General features: G+C 32.0%; 18 protein-coding genes. 12 read left to right on the top strand and 6 right to left on the bottom strand.

Annotated features, from left to right (window positions below; translation table 11 throughout):
- Positions 1-99: 99 nt before the first annotated feature.
- Positions 100-798, top strand: coding sequence for a toxin-antitoxin system YwqK family antitoxin (locus G5V56_RS12815; RefSeq protein ID WP_166965621.1), 699 nt, complete (start codon positions 100-102; stop codon positions 796-798).
- 99 nt (positions 799-897) lie between these two features.
- Here G5V56_RS12815 and G5V56_RS12810 read toward each other — a convergent pair whose 3' ends face one another.
- Complete coding sequence (locus G5V56_RS12810) at positions 898-3,150, bottom strand: fasciclin domain-containing protein (RefSeq protein ID WP_166965620.1); 2,253 nt, start codon at positions 3,148-3,150, stop codon at positions 898-900.
- Between the two features lie 187 nt (positions 3,151-3,337).
- On the opposite strand from G5V56_RS12810, the gene mnmA reads away from it, so the two are divergent.
- From mnmA to G5V56_RS12780, 6 genes are all read left to right on the top strand, one after another.
- Complete coding sequence (gene mnmA, locus G5V56_RS12805; protein ID WP_166966141.1) at positions 3,338-4,525, top strand: tRNA 2-thiouridine(34) synthase MnmA; 1,188 nt, start codon at positions 3,338-3,340, stop codon at positions 4,523-4,525.
- Between the two features lie 24 nt (positions 4,526-4,549).
- Complete coding sequence (locus tag G5V56_RS12800) at positions 4,550-6,178, top strand: S8 family serine peptidase (protein WP_166965618.1); 1,629 nt, start codon at positions 4,550-4,552, stop codon at positions 6,176-6,178.
- Positions 6,179-7,126, top strand: coding sequence for an NAD(P)H-dependent flavin oxidoreductase (locus G5V56_RS12795; protein ID WP_166965616.1), 948 nt, complete (start codon positions 6,179-6,181; stop codon positions 7,124-7,126).
- A gap of 292 nt (positions 7,127-7,418) precedes the next feature.
- Positions 7,419-8,795: an MATE family efflux transporter gene (locus tag G5V56_RS12790; protein WP_166965614.1), complete on the top strand. Its 1,377-nt coding sequence runs from the start codon at positions 7,419-7,421 to the stop codon at positions 8,793-8,795.
- A gap of 12 nt (positions 8,796-8,807) precedes the next feature.
- On the top strand, positions 8,808-9,035 hold the full coding sequence (locus tag G5V56_RS12785; protein ID WP_166965612.1) for a hypothetical protein: 228 nt from the start codon (positions 8,808-8,810) through the stop codon (positions 9,033-9,035).
- Positions 9,035-9,601 (top strand): phosphatase PAP2 family protein, encoded by a 567-nt coding sequence (locus G5V56_RS12780; RefSeq protein WP_166965609.1) that lies wholly within the window; start codon positions 9,035-9,037, stop codon positions 9,599-9,601. Before G5V56_RS12785 ends, G5V56_RS12780 begins: the two co-directional genes overlap by 1 nt.
- Positions 9,602-9,617: 16 nt before the next feature.
- Here the strand turns inward: G5V56_RS12780 and G5V56_RS12775 are convergent, their stop codons facing one another.
- The 5 genes from G5V56_RS12775 to G5V56_RS12755 form a co-directional block, all read right to left on the bottom strand.
- Positions 9,618-10,499 carry a diacylglycerol/lipid kinase family protein gene (locus G5V56_RS12775; RefSeq protein WP_166965607.1) on the bottom strand — a complete coding sequence of 294 codons (882 nt, stop codon included), beginning with the start codon at positions 10,497-10,499 and terminating at the stop codon, positions 9,618-9,620.
- 2 nt (positions 10,500-10,501) lie between these two features.
- Complete coding sequence (locus G5V56_RS12770; RefSeq protein ID WP_166965605.1) at positions 10,502-12,478, bottom strand: LTA synthase family protein; 1,977 nt, start codon at positions 12,476-12,478, stop codon at positions 10,502-10,504.
- 256 nt (positions 12,479-12,734) lie between these two features.
- Positions 12,735-14,165, bottom strand: coding sequence for an ArnT family glycosyltransferase (locus G5V56_RS12765; protein ID WP_166965603.1), 1,431 nt, complete (start codon positions 14,163-14,165; stop codon positions 12,735-12,737).
- Positions 14,162-14,938, bottom strand: a complete 777-nt coding sequence (locus G5V56_RS12760; RefSeq protein ID WP_166965601.1) for a glycosyltransferase — start codon at positions 14,936-14,938, stop codon at positions 14,162-14,164. Before G5V56_RS12760 ends, G5V56_RS12765 begins: the two co-directional genes overlap by 4 nt.
- Before the next feature lie 51 nt (positions 14,939-14,989).
- Positions 14,990-15,559: a DUF2911 domain-containing protein gene (locus G5V56_RS12755; protein ID WP_166965599.1), complete on the bottom strand. Its 570-nt coding sequence runs from the start codon at positions 15,557-15,559 to the stop codon at positions 14,990-14,992.
- Between the two features lie 179 nt (positions 15,560-15,738).
- On the opposite strand from G5V56_RS12755, the gene G5V56_RS12750 reads away from it, so the two are divergent.
- From G5V56_RS12750 to dnaJ, 5 genes are all read left to right on the top strand, one after another.
- Complete coding sequence (locus tag G5V56_RS12750) at positions 15,739-16,290, top strand: RNA polymerase sigma factor (protein WP_166965597.1); 552 nt, start codon at positions 15,739-15,741, stop codon at positions 16,288-16,290.
- Positions 16,274-16,861 carry a hypothetical protein gene (locus G5V56_RS12745; RefSeq protein WP_166965595.1) on the top strand — a complete coding sequence of 196 codons (588 nt, stop codon included), beginning with the start codon at positions 16,274-16,276 and terminating at the stop codon, positions 16,859-16,861. The genes G5V56_RS12750 and G5V56_RS12745 overlap by 17 nt, the downstream gene beginning before the upstream one ends.
- Before the next feature lie 12 nt (positions 16,862-16,873).
- Positions 16,874-18,397 carry a hypothetical protein gene (locus G5V56_RS12740; RefSeq protein ID WP_166965593.1) on the top strand — a complete coding sequence of 508 codons (1,524 nt, stop codon included), beginning with the start codon at positions 16,874-16,876 and terminating at the stop codon, positions 18,395-18,397.
- 255 nt (positions 18,398-18,652) lie between these two features.
- Complete coding sequence (locus G5V56_RS12735; protein WP_166965591.1) at positions 18,653-19,207, top strand: nucleotide exchange factor GrpE; 555 nt, start codon at positions 18,653-18,655, stop codon at positions 19,205-19,207.
- 51 nt (positions 19,208-19,258) lie between these two features.
- Complete coding sequence (gene dnaJ, locus G5V56_RS12730; RefSeq protein WP_166965589.1) at positions 19,259-20,377, top strand: molecular chaperone DnaJ; 1,119 nt, start codon at positions 19,259-19,261, stop codon at positions 20,375-20,377.
- Positions 20,378-20,670 lie beyond the last annotated feature (293 nt).

Raw genomic sequence — 20,670 nt, 5'->3', positions numbered from 1 at the left:
TATTGCATTATCAAATGCCTAATGTTGATTTATTCTCAAAAAGAAAGCATGTATTGAAGGTATTGTTATATAAGATTTATAAAAAAAATTAATACTAAAATGAAAACAACTATAGTAACCCTTTTTATGTTTATAGCACATTTAGTTATCGCTCAAACTATAAATCAATTTGATGCTGACGGCAAGCGTGATGGTGTATGGAAAAAATATTTTGATGATACCAAGATATTACGGTATGAGGGAGCGTTTAGTCACGGGAAAGAAATTGGATTGTTTAAATTTTATAAAAATATTGATAATAAGGCATCATTAACAGCTACAAAACAATTTAACAGTACAGACAATAAAGCGTATGTAACCTTTTATACCTCTATGGGGAAAGTGATTAGCGAAGGTGAAATGGATGGAAAAACTCATATAGGGGGATGGAAATATTATCAAAAAAATTCTAAAAAATTATTAACTCTTGAGAATTATGATAACGCTGGCAATCTTGATGGTGATCGCTTTGTATATTATAATAATGGTCAAATTGCAGAAAAACAGCATTATGAACATGGAAAATTAAATGGTACATCTGTTTGGTATTCACCCAATAACACTATTTTAAAAGAATTTATATATGTTAATGGAGAATTGGATGGGGTTTCAAAGTATTACGATTCAAAAGGTAATTTAATTATCGAAGGAAGCTATAAAAATGGTAAAAAACACGGTATTTGGAACTATTATGAAGATGGTAAGCTAGTTGAAAAGAAAGACTTTACTCATATACAACGCGACTCCAAAAAAGATTAAATAAGCTAAAATTAAAAAAGGCTCTTTAAATTTTAAAGAGCCTTTTACTATTTAGACTATTATCGTCTAAACCAAACAAACCAAACTAAAACTAATTTATTATGATGAAGGTAGTAATACCTTATTTATTACATGAATAACACCGTTGCCAGCTTGAACATTAACTTTGATAATTCCAATATCAGTATTTCCAGCACCATCTGTCATGTCAGCAATGTTTCCACCTGTACCTGGTAAGGTAATTGTTATATTATCTCCTTGTAATGTTGGAACCGTTGTATCGCCAGATTGATTTAAATCACCTGATTGATAATTTCCAGATACTACATGATGTAACAACACTTGAGTTAATACTGGCTCTGCAGGAGGTGTGCCTAAGGCATCAAAAGCAGCATTAGTAGGAGCAAATACGGTAAAAGGACCAGTGCCGCTTAAAGTAGCTACAAAATCTGTATTAGGTGTAAGTGTTGTTAAGGCTGAAACCAGAGTTGAAAAATTAGGATCTGCCGTGGCAAAAGTAACGACTGTTGGAATTGGGATTACAGCATCAACAGCATGAATAATTCCGTTAGATGTTACAATATCTGCTTTACTCACTGACGATACGTCATTAAACTTAACACCATCAGTTGTGTTGTAGTATAAACTTAATTTATTATCATTAGGACCAACAGCAAGTGTATTCGTGTATCCTGCTTCCTCAGAAACTAAATCAGTAGAGGTTACAACACCACTAATAACATGATTTAGTAAAAGGTTAGCTAAGGCGTCTGTAGGAACATCTCCTAAAGCAGCACCATGTAAATATGTTGCAAAAGCATCATTATCTGGAGCCAATACAGTAAAAGGACCTTCACCACCTAATACAGTAACTAAATCTCCATCTGCTGCACCTAGGGCAGCAACAAGACTGCTAAAATTAGGATTAGCTACTGCTTGATCTACAACAGTTGGTAAACCAATTACTTTGTTAACTATGTGAATCACACCATTGGTAACTTCAATATCAGGAGTTGTTACTGATGAAATACCATTGAATTTAACGCCGTCTGATGTGTTAAAGTATATACTCATTGGATTACCGCCTGCACCAGTTGCACTTGTAGAGGCATAACCTGCACCTGCATCTACTAAATCAGTTGACATAACTTTTCCTGAAATAACGTGATTTAATAGTATTTGAGATAATACATCTGTAGGAACATCAGCCAAACTTGCAAATCCATTGTCAGATAAAAAGGCGGTAAAAGCATCATTGTCTGGAGCTAGTACGGTAAATGGTCCAGGTCCATTAAGAACGTCAACTAAATTTCCATCAGCAGCTTGTAACGCTTCAACTAATATACTAAGAGAAGGTGTGTCTAGTGCTTTACCTACTATATTTGGAGGTAATTTTGGAAGTAAAACTTTATCAATAACATGTATAACACCATTAGCCGCTTGAACGTCAGTAAATGTAATGTTACTAACTCTACCATTAGAATCTGTTAAAGTAGCACCACCTGTTACATTGGCTGTAATATCACCTCCAAGAGTAGTAACAGTCATATCATCAGAAAGACCTGCGGCAAGAACATTGGCTCCAGCTACAGCGTGCAGATCTAATGCAGCTTTCAAAGTAGGTTCATCAATATCATCTAATGAAGTAACTCCTAGTTCAGTAAGTAAACTAGCAAATGCATCGTTGGTAGGTGCAAACACTGTGAATGGAGCTGGATCAGTTCCGTTAGGAGTGCTTAAAGCAGATACATAATCAAATGTTAAATCAGCTCTTGTTAAAGCAGATGTTAATGTTGAAAAATTACTATCGGCCAAAGCGAAGTCAACAACAGTAGGAAGTCCTATTACTGCATCCACTATATGTATAACACCATTTGTAGCATTTATATCTGGTGTCGTAACATCAGAGATACCATTAATTTTAACTCCAGAAGATGCATCTAAGTACATACTTAACTTAGAACCATCCACAGGACCGTCTGCTAAAGTCTTAACGTAACCAGTTTGAATTTGGTTAGATTTTACTTCACCTAAAATAACATGATTTAGAAGTATCTGTGTCAAAACATCTACAGGTACGTCGTCTACCGAACTAAAACCGTTATCAGCTAAAAAGGTGGTAAAAGCTGCGTTTGTTGGAGCAAATACAGTGAAAGGACCTGCACCGTTTAATGTAGTTGCTAAATCTGCTTTTTGTAAAGCCGCAACAAGATTACTTAAATCTGGAGTAGCTACAGCTAATTCAGTAATTGTTTCTGGATAATCAATCGGTTTAGGATCGTCATCCTTGTTACACGAGAAAGCAACGAATGCAATTAACGCTAAAATTGTAAGTTTTTTTAAATGTGACATAATTTTTTGTATTGAGTTATTTAATTCTGTTTAACAAATATACAAAATAATTAAACAAAATAAAATAAATGTTTAATAGATTTATTAAATAGTTAAACAGTAATTTCTTATGGAGAGTAATTTATGTATGTATCTTTTTAAAACATTACTATCATTAATTGTATCTTTGTGCCCTATAAAATATATTATGAAACGTGTTATTGTTGGACTCTCAGGAGGTGTTGATTCTAGTGTTGCTGCTTATTTGTTAAAGCAACAAGGCTACGAGGTTATTGGTTTGTTTATGAAAAACTGGCATGATGATTCTGTGACAATTTCAGATGAATGTCCTTGGTTAGATGATAGTAATGATGCTATGTTGGTTGCAGATAAGCTTGGTATTCCTTTTCAAACGGTTGATTTAAGCGAACAATATAAGGAGCGTATTGTTGATTATATGTTTAAAGAATATGAAAACGGAAGAACACCAAATCCAGATGTCCTTTGTAATAGAGAGATAAAGTTCGATGTGTTTATGAAAATAGCTATGGAACTTGGTGCGGATTATGTTGCTACTGGGCATTATTGTAGAAAAAGTATAATTAATAAAGACGGCAAAGAGATTTATCAATTGCTTGCAGGAGTAGACCCTAATAAAGATCAATCATACTTTTTATGTCAATTATCACAATCACAATTGGCAAAATCTTTGTTTCCTATTGGTGAACTAACGAAACCTGAAGTCAGAAAAATAGCTTTAGAATTAGATTTAGTAACAGCAGAAAAGAAAGATTCTCAAGGATTATGTTTTATAGGAAAAGTTAAGTTGCCAGATTTTTTACAGCAACAATTAAAACCTAAGGAAGGTCACATAGTTGAAGTTTGTAAAGAGAATGAAATGTATGACAGGCAAGCACCTAATTTTACAAACGATGAGGAGCGCCTAGAATTTTTATCCAGAAAATTAGATTATCATTTAGAAGACGGTAAAATTATTGGCAAGCACCAAGGTGCTCATTATTTTACAAAAGGACAGCGCAAAGGCTTGGCTGTAGGTGGTCATGTAGAACCTTTATTTGTTATTGATACCGATGTGGTTGAGAATATAATTTATACAGGTGAAGGAAAACAACATCCAGGCTTATACAAAAGGGCATTGTTTGTAAAAAATGATGAATTGCACTGGATTCGTGAAGATTTAGCCTTATCTACCAATGAAACCATGGAGGTTATGGCTAGAATTAGATATCGTCAACCATTACAAAAGGCAACGCTTTATAAAGTAGTTTCCGGACTTTATGTTGAGTTTGAAAACCCGCAGTCTGCTATTACAGAAGGTCAGTTTGTTGCGTGGTATATTAAAGATGAATTAGTAGGTTCAGGAGTAATTTGCTAAATTGCAATACCTTATTGTGTTGCTATGAAACTAAATCTGTTACTATTTATTGGTCTCTGCCTCTCACTTTCTTGTTTTTCTCAAGATCAAGATGCATGGGTATATTTTACAGACAAACAAACTAATGTCTATTCAGTAACAAATCCCACAACATTTCTTTCGCAAAAAGCTATTGATAGAAAAATTGCCCATGGTGTTAGTGTAGATGAGAGCGATATACCTGTTAACGAAACCTATATTTCTCAGTTAAAAACAGAAACAGGGATTACTGTATTGGCAAAATCTAAGTGGTTTAATGCAGTTCATGTAAGGGGAACTGAAACTAATATCAACTTCCTTTCAGTATTATCCTTTGTAAGTTCTATAGAATTTGCGGATAAAAGTTTAAATACTTTAAAGACAAAACAGACGAAGAGGAGTTCAAAATTTCAAGAAACGTTTACAACATATAATTATGGTAGTGCAGCGAATCAAATTCAAATGTTTAAGGGAGACCAATTACATTTGGCAGGCTATACAGGTACAGGTATGACAGTGGCTGTTCTTGATGCCGGATTTCCAAACGTTAATACGATGTCATCATTTCAGCATTTAAGAGTAACAGGACAAATTTTGGGTAATTACGATTTTGTAAATAGAAATGAAGATGTTTATACCAATACACCCAGTAATCATGGAACTTTAGTGTTGAGCACGATGGCTGGTTATGTTGAAAATCAATATGTCGGTACGGCACCTGATGCGTCTTATTATTTGTTTATTACAGAAGATACTAGGCTAACTGGAGGAATAGAAAATGAGAATCCTTTAGAAGAAAGTTTATGGGTAGAAGCAGCAGAAAGAGCCGATAGTTTAGGGGTTGATGTTATTAATACCTCACTAGGTTATAAAGATTTTAATAATACAAATTATAGCTATTCAAATTCAGATTTAGATGGTTATACAGCCTACATAACAAAAGGAGCCAATATTGCTTTTCAAAAAGGGATGCTTTTAGTAAATTCAGCCGGTAATGAGGGGAATAATGGTGTAAATGCACCAGCAGATTCACCTAACGTTTTTTCAATTGGAGCAGTTGCTTCAAATGGTGATTATGCCTATTTTAGTTCTATAGGAAGTGTTTATCAGCCTACTCAGAAGCCAGATGTTGTAGCACAAGGCTTAGCAAGTGCCGTTATTAATCAATTTGATACTATAGGAACGTCCGATGGAACGTCTTTTAGTTCTCCCATTATGGCTGGAGGGCTAGTTTGTTTATGGCAAGCGTTGCCAAACAAAACAAATGCAGAAATTATGCAATTAGTAAGAGAATCGGCATCTCAATATACCAATCCAGATTATAAATTAGGTTATGGTATTCCTGATTTGCAACTTGCACTTAATAAAGCTTTATCAACTGATACTTTTCAAGTTGACAATTTAGATTTAAAAATATATCCAAACCCCGCAAGGAGTATGATATATTTTGATTTACCTTCAACAGAAACAGAACTAACCATTCAACTGTATACAATTTTAGGAAAACATGTCAATGATTTTTACGTAAATCATACGAACAAAGGAATTGATATTTCACATCTTTCAACTGGCATGTATATTGCCAAGTTTCAATCAAAAGGAGTTTCAAAATCATTTAAAATTATAAAAGCCTAAATGCAAAATAAAATAACATCACTTTTTAAAATCGAATACCCTATCATACAAGCGGGTATGGTTTGGAATAGTGGTTGGAAATTGGCTTCAGCTTGTAGCAATTCAGGAATTTTAGGATTAATTGGTGCGGGGTCTATGTATCCTGAGGTGTTGCGTGAACATATTCAGAAATGCAAAAAAGCCACCGATAAACCGTTCGGAGTAAACGTTCCTATGTTGTATCCTAACATTCAAGAAATTATGCATATTATAGTTGAGGAGGATGTAAAAATTGTATTTACCTCTGCAGGTAACCCAAAAACATGGACGTCATGGTTAAAAGAACAAGGTGTTACTGTTGTTCATGTTGTTAGTAGTTTAAAGTTTGCGCTCAAAGCTCAAGAAGCTGGAGTAGATGCTATTGTTGCCGAAGGTTTCGAAGCTGGTGGACATAATGGTAGAGATGAAACTACTACGTTAACACTCATTCCAATGGTTAAAGAGCACATTAAAATTCCGTTAATAGCAGCTGGCGGTATTGCCACAGGTAATGCTATGTTAGCGGCTATGGTTTTAGGAGCCGATGGTGTTCAAGTGGGAAGTCGTTTTGTCGCCAGTGAGGAGTCCTCTGCTCATGAAGCATTTAAAAAAGCCGTGGTTAATGCTAATGAAGGAGATACTCAATTAACCTTAAAAGAGTTAGCTCCAGTTCGATTGATTAAGAATAAATTTTATGCAGAGGTTCAAGAGTTATATAAAACAACACCAACAATTGAAGAACTAAAAGCATTATTAGGAAGAGGAAGAGCTAAAAAAGGGATGTTTGAAGGTGATTTATATGAAGGCGAATTGGAAATAGGACAAATTTCTGGATTAATTCATGATATAAAACCAGTCCATCAAATTGTAAACGATATGATTTTGGAGTTTGAAGAAGCTAAGACACAAGTTTCTAATTACAACATATAAGAATAAGAAATATAGAGTATAAAAAAAGGGGAAATGCTATTTCCCCTTTTTAATATTGAAACCTTATGCTTGTAATTATTTTTAATCCCTTAAAATAACAGCTAAATGTTTCTATAATATCTTGATGCTATTAAAATAAATTCTAAGGGTCAATCAAAAATAATGAAAATTGATTTCCAGAGCTTTAAAAGTTATTTTTACTTATTAACAATTAATTATTTAGCTTTTAAATAGTTGTTAATTCTATATTCTAAAATTCGTAAAAACAATAGCTAAAGATTACTTTTGCCTGATGCAATTAAAAAATTATACTAAAGAATTTAAATATAACTGGCAATTAGCAGCACCAGTGATGTTAGGTATGTTGGGGCATTCTTTTGTGGGGTTTGCCGATAATGTTATGGTTGGCCAGTTGGGAACTGCTGAGTTGGCAGCCGTGTCTTTAGGAAACAGTTTTATGTTTATAGCAATGTCTCTCGGGATAGGGTTTTCAACAGCTATTACACCTTTAACAGCAGAAGCTGATGCTGAACAAAATTTTGTTAAAGGGAAATCTGCATTTAAACATGGTCTATTTTTATGTACGGTTTTAGGTATCTCGCTCTTTTTACTGGTGTTTTTCGCAAAACCATTGATGCATTTAATGAAACAACCTACTGAAGTAGTTGATTTAGCGTCTCCTTATTTGGACTTGGTTGCATTTTCATTAATTCCTCTAATTGTTTTTCAAGCGTTCAAACAATTTAGTGATGGGTTGTCAATGACCAGATTTCCTATGTATGCGACGTTATTAGGAAATGTTGTTAATGTTGGTTTAAACTATTTGCTGATTTTTGGAAAATTTGGATTTCCTGAATTAGGTATTGTTGGTGCAGCTTATGGCACGTTAGCTTCCAGGTTTATCATGGTAGCTTATCTTTGGTATTTGCTTAAAGGAAAAGAAAAATCAAAAGCCTTTGTAACTAATATCAAGTTTTTTGTTTTAGATACTTTCATGCTTAGGAAAATAATGAATTTAGGCACTCCAAGTGCGATGCAAATGTTTTTTGAAGTCGCTATTTTTACAGTAGCTATTTGGTTAAGCGGTACTCTAGGTAAAAACCCTCAAGCAGCCAATCAAATTGCGCTTAACTTGTCGTCAATGACTTTTATGGTAGCAACGGGATTAAGTGTTGCAGCGATGGTGAGGGTGGGAAATCAAAAAGGACAACAAAATTATTTTGAATTAAGACGTATAGCCTTTTCAATATTTTTATTTGGCCTTTTATTTGCTGTAAGTTTTGCCTTTATTTTCTTTGTATTTAATAATCAGTTGCCAAAATTATATGTAGACTTTAATGATACCAAAAACCTATTAGATAATACAGAGGTTATTGACATAGCATCGAAACTTTTAATAGCTGCTGCAATATTTCAAATAAGTGATAGTATACAAGTTATCTTTTTAGGAGCCTTGCGAGGCCTTCAAGATGTTAAAATTCCAACATTAATAACTTTTGTGTCTTACTGGATAGTGGGCTTTCCAGTAAGTTGGTTTTTAGGAAAAGAAACTGCTTATGGTAGTTTTGGTATCTGGTTGGGTTTGCTTGCTGGATTATCAACAGCGGCAATTTTATTGTATCTTAGATTTAATTATCTAACTAAAAGGTTAATTTTGTCTAACAATTAAAGAAGACATATAATGCAACTACCAAAGTTTATATTGGGTGATAATACAGATTATCCGAATGCTATTTTTGTAATTCACACAGAGTTTCCCAGATTTATTATTAATCTTGAAGATGATGAGGTAGAATGGTTTGAAGATTTTGATGAGGAAGATGAAAAAGAATTAAAGGCTGAGACAGAGACCATGATAAAGCTAGCCACCGAATTTTACGATAGAGAAGTTTCTTTATACGAAGAATAATGATTGAACAGTTATTACAATACGATACCTCCCTTTTTTTATTTTTAAATAATTTAGGATCTCCTACCTGGGATTGGTTATGGTTACTCATAACAAACAAGTTAACTTTTATCCCATTATATGCACTTTTACTTTTCTTACTGTATAAAAAATACGGTTGGAAGACTCTTTTAATTTTAGTAGTAATTGTGGCTTTAATGATCACATTTACAGATCAAATTACCAATATGTTTAAAAGAGGTTTTGAAAGAACAAGACCTTGTGGAGAAGATGCTCTGGTTAATCAGATGCGATTTATTGCAGTTCGTTGTGGCAAGTATGGTTTTTTCTCCGGACATGCAGCAAACTCAATGGCAGCAGCTATTTTTTCAGGACTATTACTTCGACCTTTTTATAAGAATTTAATATTTTTGTTAATATTCTGGAGTGTTATTGTAGGTTTTAGTAGAATTTATGTAGGTGTTCACTACCCTTTAGATGTTATCTGCGGAATGACTTTTGGAGCAGTTTCTGGGTTTTTATTTTATAAATTAACAACCTATATCATTAAACGATACGTTAAATAACCACACATTTAAGTGCTTAAGATATTATTCTTAAAGTTTTCTCCTTAATGGAAAATTCAATTTTTGAGTGGTTTACTATTCTGTGTTCTCCATCAATTTGCATGTCATAATGGTTACTTTCTTTTTGATAGATAGATAGATTTTTAGTTTGATAACTTTTGACCTCTTTTAACAGATAGTGTTTTTTAAATAGCATTAACAAGCAAAATAAAACAACTTTAAAGAAATTTAATTTTGAAACAATAAGAACGTCTAGCAGACCATCTTGTAAAGAAGCCTTTGGTGTTAAACTTACCTTATAGCCCAATACATTAGAGTTTGAAACAAAAATCATGAATGGTTTTAAAACTAAATTTTCCTCATTTATGGTAATGTTATATTCGTTATCATATTTTATGTCTTTTAACGATTTAAGTGTCGCTTTAATGTAACTTAAAAGTTTACGATTGTTGGATTCTTCGTAGTTTTTAATAACCATAGCGTCAAATCCAATTCCAGAATTACTAAAAAAATAGTTGTTATTAAAGGATCCAACATCGATTGTTTTTACATCTTGTTTTTTTATTATTGAAATGGCCTGTTCAATATTTTTAGATATTTTAAGATTCGAGGCTAAACCATTTCCAGATCCTAATGGGATAACTCCAAAAAGAATGGGTGTGTCAATTATACAAGAGGCTACTTCATTAATTGTACCGTCACCACCACAAGCAACAATAACATGAGCCTTTTCTTTAATAGATTCTTTTGTAAGTTCGACAGCATGTTTTTTATAGACTGAGTGTTTTACAACCAGAACATATGTGTCTTTACTAAAATACCTTTGAAGGAATTTAATATTGATTTTATTATCGCCAGATCCGGCAATAGGATTAACTATAAAATGTATATGTATCAATATTATTCCTTTATTTTAAGACCGTTATTTCTGTATAAATAATCTGCGACCTGATAATATGAAATGGTTTCGTCTAAAAAGTTAACGTTATTAGGGATTTCTTTTAAGCTATTATCATCTTTATTCCATTGATAAAAATCAGAGCCATTTTGTTCGTTTAATACCATTAGTTTATCATCTTTTAGCAAACCAAGTTTTCTATAATTTCCTATAAGAGCTCTTTCATCTGAGGCGTTCATTTTTAAAATATCTTTGCCAAAAAAGTTTGAAGTGTAATCCCAATTCATCAAACCAAATATAGTAGGGAATAAATCTATTTGAGAGCAAAGTTTATTAACACTTTGCGGCGCAATCAGTTTTGGGTTATATACTATAGCCGGAATATGGTAGTTTTGTACATCTAGTTCCCAGCGGCCTGCGCTGCTGGCACAGTGGTCTGCCATAATTATAAATATGGTGTTGTCAAACCATGGTTTCGATTTTGCATTTTCTAAAAATTCACCGATGGCGTAATCCGTGTATTGTACAGCGCCTTCTCGTCCTGTTCCTGACGGAATTTCCACCTTTCCTTCTGGATATGTATACGGGCGATGATTTGAGGTTGTCATCACAAAATCAAAAAACGGTTTATCTTCTTGGTAGGTTTCATCGGCCTCTTTAAGCACTTTGTTATATATATCTTCATCACAAACACCCCAAGCGTTTTCAAAAGTGACTTCATTATCTTCAATATTGGTTCGTTTGGTTGTAATGCTAGCATCTAATAAAAACCCACGTCCTCTATCAACTATGTCAAAACCATTACCTCCAAAATACGTGTTCATATTATCAAAATAACCATCACCTCCGTAAAAAAATGTTTTATTATAGCCTTCTTTTTTAAAAACTTCGCCAATAGTTAACAACCCTTGATTGTTTTTACGTTTAACGATACTTCTGCCAGGAGTTGGAGAAATAGATAATGTTATGGCCTCCATACCTCTTACGGTTCTGGTACCTGTAGCAAACAAATTATTAAAAAATAATCCGTTTTGGGCTAGTGAGTCAAGATGAGGTGTAATATTTAAGGTGCTGCCCAATGAGTTTAAATATTTACCACTTAAACTTTCTACACAGATAAATATAATATTCGGTTTTATTGGTTTTTTAATAGAATCGGAATTAACAACCGTTCTTAAAATTTCATTTTTATCAGGATGGATAAAGTGTTCTCCATCAGATTTTAGTTTATTTTTTAAAATTGAAAAAGCTTTGTCTTCATCAATGCTTTTGTAAAATTTTAAATAGGACAATTCATTATTTCTGAAGGCTGCAAAAAACGAATAAATACCGGTTTTTGATAGTTCGTTATTATATCTGTTATTGAATTGCTCTGAATCTTGGTTTTGGACAAATAGTGTAAAAATCGCAACAATACAACCAATTATTAATGTAGGAACAAGTTTGTCTTTAAAGGGGGTTGTACTTTTAAAGGTGTCCTTAAAAGCGCCACGTTTTTTGGTGATAAATAATATAATTAAAAAGGCAATTAAAATAATGCTGACAAGTAATGGAATAGGATAGGATTCATTAATATTTTGAACGACTTCATTCGTGTAAATTAAATAATCGACTGCTATAAAATTAAAACGACGTTTAAATTCTTCCCAAAATGTGATTTCAGCAAAAAACGAAAATAGAAAAATTATAAGTCCCAATGAGTACCCAAAAAATGTAAAAACTCTATCGATAATACTACCATAAAACCTTTTAGGAAACAGCAATAAATAGATAGCGTAGGGTAGAGCAAAAAATGATACCGTGCCTATATCAAACAGAAATCCCAATAAGAATGTGAAAAGTAAATTTAAAACAGATGTATCTGTTTCTGAAAAACTCCAAATAAATAAAATAAGCCTTACTGCAAATGAAAGTATTAAGAAAATTAAAACAAATGTTTTTAGCAATGAAAATCGGCTTGGAAATAATTTACGCCACATAAGATTAACTATTTTTTTATTGAGTGTACAAATGTAAGTTGAATTGTTAAACTATAAATGCCTTGCTTCTTAATTTTATCTAAATTATAACCTTTAGAAGCATTTAAGGCTTGTTACAAAGTGTGTTAAAAATCAAAAAAGAGTTTTAGGTTAATAACAAAGTAATTCTAATACAAGTTAAGAATCAAATAGGTGTTAAATCTAATACTGATTTTGATATACTTTAGCCAAAAAAAATAAAGTTTGCAGAAATTTTTTATTGACTCTTTTTATGTAAAAAAATAGATGTGGTGCGATTAGAATCTAAAAGCACAAGTTGATTTTTAATTGTTTTTGGGATTTCTTTGAGTCTTTTTTTCAAAATGATGAAATAGAATTTGTTATCAGAATTCATTAACGTTTCTAATTCAATTGTTGTTGTTATTTCTTTTACATGACCTTTAGAATAAAATTCACCTGAATAAGAAACATTATGCCAATAATAAATAGGAGTAGAACCTTCTGTAGGTTTATTGATATGGTTTTGGATAAGATATTTATCAGAATTTAACTGTTGATACCAATCCTTATTAAAGTTTAAGCCAATAAATATAATAATAGCTGCAACTGGAAAAAAGGAACTTAAAATAAGTGCCGTTTTTTTATTTTTATATTGAGGCCACCAATGTACCATCAAAAACGCCATAGGAATTGTAACTGGTAAAATATAAGTATGTAGAATATTTTTGGACATGGTGAAAAAAAACGGTATCCAAAACAACCATAACACTAAAAAAGACACCCAATTATCTTTAAGTATTGTGGTTCTATTTTTCCATAATTTTATTAAAACTATTTGAAACCAAGGAAATGTAAATAGCAATAAAAACACCCAAATCATGCCCAAAGGTTGTGAATGCCCACTACCATAAAGATCGCCATTCCATTCTGGTTTTAAAAACCTGTTAAAGTGTTCGCCAACAATAAAATAATTTAAAAAACCAGGAGATTTTTTTTCAGCTAAAATGTACCAAGGTATTGAGATGAGACACGTTATGATGATGCCTTTAATCCAAGGCAATCTGGAATAAAGATCTTTAATTTTAATTTTTTGAAGAAGCAGCCATATAAAAATTGGAGGTCCAGTTAATACTAAAATAATGGGGCCTTTAGATATCAACCCTAAGCCAACTGCTATAAAAAACAAATAATCCCAAATTGTATGGTCGTTTGTTTGAATGGCTTTCCAAAAAGAAAGCATGAGCAACGTAACGCTAAAGGTTAAAGCAACATCTGTAGAAACAACTCCTGTATGAATTAAAAATTCAGGCATGGTTAACAGAATAAATGCAGGTAAGAAAAATGATATTTTTAACCTTTTTATCCAATAGCCTAACATGATAAGGATTGTAACATTTAATACATAAAACGGAAGTCTGGCTGAAATTTCATTGACACCAAAAACACTGAAACTAATAGCAGAAAGCCAAGTAGATAGAGGAGGTTTAGCCCAAAACGGAACACCGTAATCTATTTGTAATACAACCCATTCTTTAGTTTCATACATCAAGCGAGCAATTTCGGCATATCTTGATTCGGTTTTATCTAATAAAGGAATAGCTCCTAAAAGAATAAATCTAAAAACCAGAATTATAATTACTGAAACAGCTATATATTTTGAATATGTTATGGTCCTTTTGTCAGTCATTTTACGGAAGCAATTTTAGTTTTTCGAAGGCTTTGCTCTTTTCTTTTATAGGTTCTGTGAATCAGGTAAAGGTCAACCCATAATCTTAAGAAAAAGCTAATTTTTACTTTAGATTTCCCAACATCAATCCATCTTTTTAGTGGAATTTCGAGCATTCTGTTTAATACCTTATCTCTTCCATAAACGAGAATAATGCGATAAAATATTTCTACATCAAATAACCATTTTGATATAAAGGGCTTCTTAAAAACGTGAGCAGATAATTCTTTTGTAAAAATCTTACATCCGCATTGGGTATCGTAAACTTTTAGTTTTAAAATTAAAGAAATTATTGTCGCAATAATTCGTCCAGTTAAAAACCTATAAGGGCGTCTCTCAATAACGGAGCCAATTTTCATGATTCGGGAGCCGAAAGCAAAGGTTATAGAATCTTTCAAATATTTTGTTAATGAGGCACACTCCTCTAAAGATGTAGATAAATCTGCGTCTAAATAAGCTACAAAGTTAAAATCGAAATTTTCATTGCAAAAGAGCATTCCATTTCGAACAGATTCAGCTTTGCCTAGATTTTTTGGATTAGATATGATAACAACATTACCCGTAAATTCAGTTTGTAGAGTTTCAAGTACGCCGATAGTATTGTCTGAAGAACCATCATTTACAAAGCAAATTAAAGTTTCAGAATTTAATCTCAAGAAATTTTCATACGCTAATTGTGGTAATCTTTTTTCTTCGTTATAACACGGGATAACAATGCAAATATTTTTTTTCAATTCTAAAAAAAGTTTGGTTAAAACATGTTTTTAAACCAAAACAGATTTAAATTATTCTTTTTTATGTAAACTTAAAGGGACAGCAATTTTAGTTTGATCCCAAGCCATGGTAAAATCTACTTCATCAGATTTGTCATCAAACCCAATAGTAAACTGCTCAACAACAGAATCTAGTTTTTTAACAGGCACATCAATTTCTAAAAGATCATAATTAGGATCCCACATTGGTCTCATTTCGGCATCTACACCCCAAGGATATTTTTTGGTGTTAAACATAACTTGCCAAACACTATCTTTTGGTACGGTCCAGATAGTATATTCTCCAATAGGTATTTTAAAACCTTTTATGTATAGAGGCTCGTTGGTAGAAAATGTGGTAGCCTCATTAGCTCCTGTTCTCCATACTTTGTTAAAAGGCACTAATCCGCCAAAAATTTCACGTCCTTTTTTATAGGGTCTATTGTAAGTAACTTTAAGTTTTAAATTATTTGATTCATATTCAACCGTGTCTTTCGGACTTAATCTTGTTTCAAATATGTTTTCAACAAAATAGGAGTATAAAAAAAGGCCTAACGCAATAATTGATAGTACTATAAGTAATCGTTTTAAAAACGTATTCATAAGTTAAAAAATGTTTTTTAATTGGTGTAAAGATAATTTAAATGCATAGATAAGGAAAATACTTAACGTTGTTTTATTAAATTTTGGTATGAATTGAAAAAATAAATTAAATTTTGCAACACATCATTTTTTTTATCGTCTTTTAAAAAGAACTAACTAAAACCAAAAGTACCAGTAGCATGTTTCAAGTTGACATTATTGAACAATGTAAACAAAACAATCGTAAAGCACAATTGCAGTTATACAACCAGTACTGCGACGGGATGTATATTGTTGCTAAACGGTTTTTAAAAGATGCTCATGATGCTGAAGATGTAGTACAAGAAGCCTTTATAAAAGCATTCACTAAACTACACCAATATAAAGCAGAAGTCACTTTTGGAGCTTGGTTAAAACGTATTGTTGTTAATAAAAGTATCGATTTCTTAAAATCTCAAAAACAACGTTTAGTTGATTTAGAGGAGGTGCACCTAAAAGTAATTGATACGCCAACTGATGACAAATGGTTAGTAGATGATGCAATTACAATAAATGATGTAAAAAATGCAATTGAATCCTTACCAGATAAATATCAATATGTTTTGATGTTATATTTAATTGAGGGTTATGATCATCAGGAAATTTCTGAAATTTTAAATATTTCAGAAATAGCATCACGAACACAATTATCACGAGGAAAAGTAAAATTACAAGAACTGTTAACCCTTAAAAAAGATGGCACAAGATATTAGAGAGTTATTTAAATCAGAACATAAAACAATAACTCAAGAAAAGATGCCTGCTAATCATCAAGATAGGTTTCTAGAAAAGTTAGAGCATGAATTGCCTGTTAAACGTAAATCAGATTTCAATTGGTTGCGCATTGCAGCAAGCCTAGTTTTGATGCTGGGATTAAGTTATGGAGGCTATAAATATTTTGAACCTACGACTCTTGTTAAACCAGTAAATACTGTAGCTACAACAAAACCAGAAACTACGAAAACCTTGGGTGATGTATCTCCCGGACTTAAAAAAGTTGAAGATTATTATTTAGCAAGTATTAATTTGGAGTTGTCTAAAATAACGTATACACCAGAAACCAAAGATTTGTTTGATGGTTATGTAGATCAGTTAAGTGTACTCAATAAAGAGTATCAAAAATTATCAGTTGAATTAACAGAAAATGGCCCGAGTGAATTAACAGTAAATGCTTTAATCGATAATTTAAAATTTCGATTAAATCTTTTATATCGATTACGAGAACAATTAAAAGAATTTAATGCTTCAGATACTCAAAATAATGAAGCGTCACAATCAATCTAAAAAAATCAAAAAATGAAACAGTTTTCTATATTAAAACAAAAACTATTGATGCTTATAGTTTTAATAGCCACAAGTGTATCAGCACAGCAAAAATTAACCAAAGTATCTCAAAGTATCAATGTGGATAAGGATGTAACAATCGATTTAAACACAAGTCATTGCAATATTGTATTTGATACTTGGAACAAAGATGTTATAGAAGTAGAAGCCTATATTGAAGGAGATAACCTTTCAAATGAAGAATTGCAAAAGGCTTTAAAAAACTGGAATGTAGATGTTGATGCAACAAAAAGTACGGTTTCTATTTCTACTAAAGGAAATTCTCCAGTTGCATGGTCCTACTCGTATAATGATGGAGATAATAGTGCAATTACGGCAGTTTTAGAAGAATTGAAATTTGAACTAGCAGATATTGAAGTACCAGAAATTGATATTGAGATACCAGAAATGCCAGAAATGCCCGAGATGCCAGAATTACCTGAATTGCCAGATGGATTACACCAAATGCAGTTTGATTATGACGCTTATAAAAAAGATGGTGATGCCTATATGGAAAAATGGACCAAAAAATTTGATTCAAAATTTGGAAAAGATTACCAAAAAAAGATAGAAGAATGGGGAGAAAAGTTTGGTAAAGAATGGGGAGAGAAGTATGGTAAACAAATGGAAGAATGGGGCGAAAAATTTGCTAAAGAATGGGAAGAAAAACATGGTGAAGAGATGACACAATGGGGAGAAGAATATGCCAAACAAATGGAAGAAAGAGCAAAACGAATTGAGGAACTGCATAAGAGACGCGAAGAGATTTATAAAAAACGAGCCGACGCAAGAGAAAAACTTAGTGAGAAAAGAGAAAAGCAACGAGAAGAAATATTAAAGAGACGCGAAGAACTAGCAGATGAAAGACGGGTTAAAATTGAAAAAATGATTCATAATAATACGGATTCCAAAGTTAAGAAAACAATAAAAATAAAAATGCCTAAAGATGCTAAATTGAAGGTTAATGTTAGATACGGCGAACTTAAATTTGCCAGTAATATTGATAATTTAAAAGCAGACTTATCGCATACTAAGCTTATAGCACCTAGCATTAATGGAAGTAAAACTTCCATTAATGCTTCTTATTCGCCAGTTTATGTTGCTAATTGGAATTTAGGAACTCTTAATTTAAACTATGTAAAACAAGCTGAATTGGATAACGTAAAACGCCTAATGTTAACTTCTAATGCATCCAATATTGTAATTAAAAATTTAATTAATAGCGCCATTATTGATGGTAGTATTGGTGATTTAAAAGTTTTGAAAATTGATGATGTTTTTACAAATTTAAATGTAACCCTTCAAAATACTGATGCCTTTATAACATTACCTAAATCAGATTATAGTCTACAGTACAAAGGAACGCGTTCTCGTTTTTCTCATCCTAAAATGACATCAAAAGAAAATGAAAATATTTCAAATTTTTCTGTTGGCGATTTAACGAGCGCTAAAACCATTGTTGTAAATGCCAAGTACAGTAACATTATAATGAAATAACAGGTATCAATTCAATAGATAGACCTATTTTCTTAGGTAAAATTTATAAATAATTTATCTTTAAATATCTTCGGCTAACTAAAAGTTAGCACCTTTTTTTTCTCAAAAATTATTATTCAGAACTTTTTATAAGTTCTTTTTTTAGTTTTAAGCTTAAAGTTTTATAAAAAAAAGTTAATGACATTTTGACATTTTTATAATAATGGCAGTACTTTTGCCAACTACAATATGTATTTGTAAAATTTAAGTACGACAATGAGCAAAAAAGACAAACAAAAAGATATAGAAAAAGAGCAGGTTGAAAATGTTCAGAATGAAACTGAAACTGTTGAATCTGATAAGCAACAAGAAGAAGAGTTAACCGCTGAAGAAAAATTGCAGAACGAATTGAAGCAAGAAAAAGATAAGTTTTTAAGGTTATTTGCAGAGTTTGAAAATTATAAAAGACGTACAGCAAAAGAACGAATAGACTTGTTTAAAACTGCAAATCAAGATCTTATGGTAGCTTTGTTACCCGTTCTAGATGATTTTGATAGAGCCTATGTAGAAATATCAAAAACAGCAGATAAAGATCTTTTAAAAGGTGTTGAGTTGATTAGTAATAAATTAAAATCAACTTTAGAGCAAAAAGGCTTATCTCCTATTAAAATAGAGAGTGGTGATGCGTTTAACGCAGATAATCATGAAGCTATTACACAAATTCCTGCTCCTTCAGAAGATTTAAAAGGTAAAATTATCGATGTAGTAGAAAAGGGATACGCTTTAGGAGATAAAGTAATTCGTTTTCCTAAAGTTGTTATCGGACAATAAAAATATTAATATAAAAAACTCCTTTCTTTAAGAAAGGTTTTGGATGGGAATATGGCAAAAAGAGACTATTACGAAATTTTAGGAATAAGTAAAGGAGCGACAGCTGAAGAAGTAAAAAAGGCCTATCGTAAAATGGCTATTAAATATCATCCTGATAAAAATCCTGATGATAAAGAGGCGGAAGCTAAATTTAAAGAAGCAGCTGAAGCTTATGAAGTTTTAAGTAACGCAGATAAAAAGGCACGCTATGATCAATATGGTCATCAAGCATTTGAAGGCGGTGGGGGATTCGGTGGTCATAGTATGAATATGGATGATATCTTCAGTCAGTTTGGAGATATATTTGGAGGAGCTTTTGGCGGAGGCGGTTTTTCCGGCTTTGGTGGCGGTGGCGGTCAACGTCGCGTTAAAGGAAGTAATCTTCGTATAAGAGTTAAGCTAACTTTAGAAGAAGTTGCTAATGGTGTAGAGAAAAAAATTAAAGTAAGACGTAAAATACAAGCCAAAGGGACAACTTATAAAACGTGTTCAACGTGTCATGGAAGCGGACAAGTAACTAGAATTACCAATACTATTTTGGGAAGAATGCAAACAGCCACAACCTGTAATATGTGTGGTGGAGCAGGCCAAATTATAGATAAAAAGCCTGCTGATGCTGATGCTCAAGGATTAAAAGTAGCAGAAGAAACAGTTTCAATAAAAATTCCAGCTGGAGTTGTTGATGGTATGCAACTTAAAGTAGCAGGCAAAGGAAATGATGCTCCAGGAAATGGTATTGCTGGAGATCTTTTAGTGGCTATTGAAGAGGAACCGCATCAAACATTACAACGAGAAGGAGATAATTTGCATTATGATTTATATGTAAGTTTACCAGATGCTATTTTAGGAAATTCTAAAGAAATTGATACCGTTACAGGTAAAGTAAGAATTAAAATAGAGCCCGGTGTTCAATCTGGAAAAATATTAAGATTACGTGGAAAAGGAATTCCAAGTATTAATGGGTATGGTAAAGGAGATTTGTTAGTTCATGTAAATGTATGGACACCAAAGACTTTGAGTAAACAGCAAAAAGATTTTTTTGAGTCCATGCGAGAAGATGAACATTTCACGCCCAAACCAGAAAGTACAGATAAGTCCTTTTTTGAGAAAGTCAAAGACATGTTTTCTTAGATCATGATTTTTTAAGAAGCATTTTTGTTGTTCTTTAATTCTTATTTATATAAAAGTTATAGTATTCTTTTATTAATTATTTAATAAAAAATACTATATTTGAATATCACTAATATATTAGTGATATTTTCTTTTTCATAGCAATTTTTTTCCCATCCTTAATTTTTTTAAGGGTGGGTTTTGTTTTTTAGCATACTTATTATAATTCCATATTAAATAATGGAGCGATTTTTTTAAAAACATTTATCATTTTATTATAAATGTTACTTAGTAACATTTAATATCTTTACGCA

The organism is Yeosuana marina, assembly GCF_011762485.1.
GTDB classification, from domain to species: Bacteria; Bacteroidota; Bacteroidia; order Flavobacteriales; family Flavobacteriaceae; genus Yeosuana; species Yeosuana marina.
This window is presented reverse-complemented; position numbering and strand designations above follow the sequence as displayed.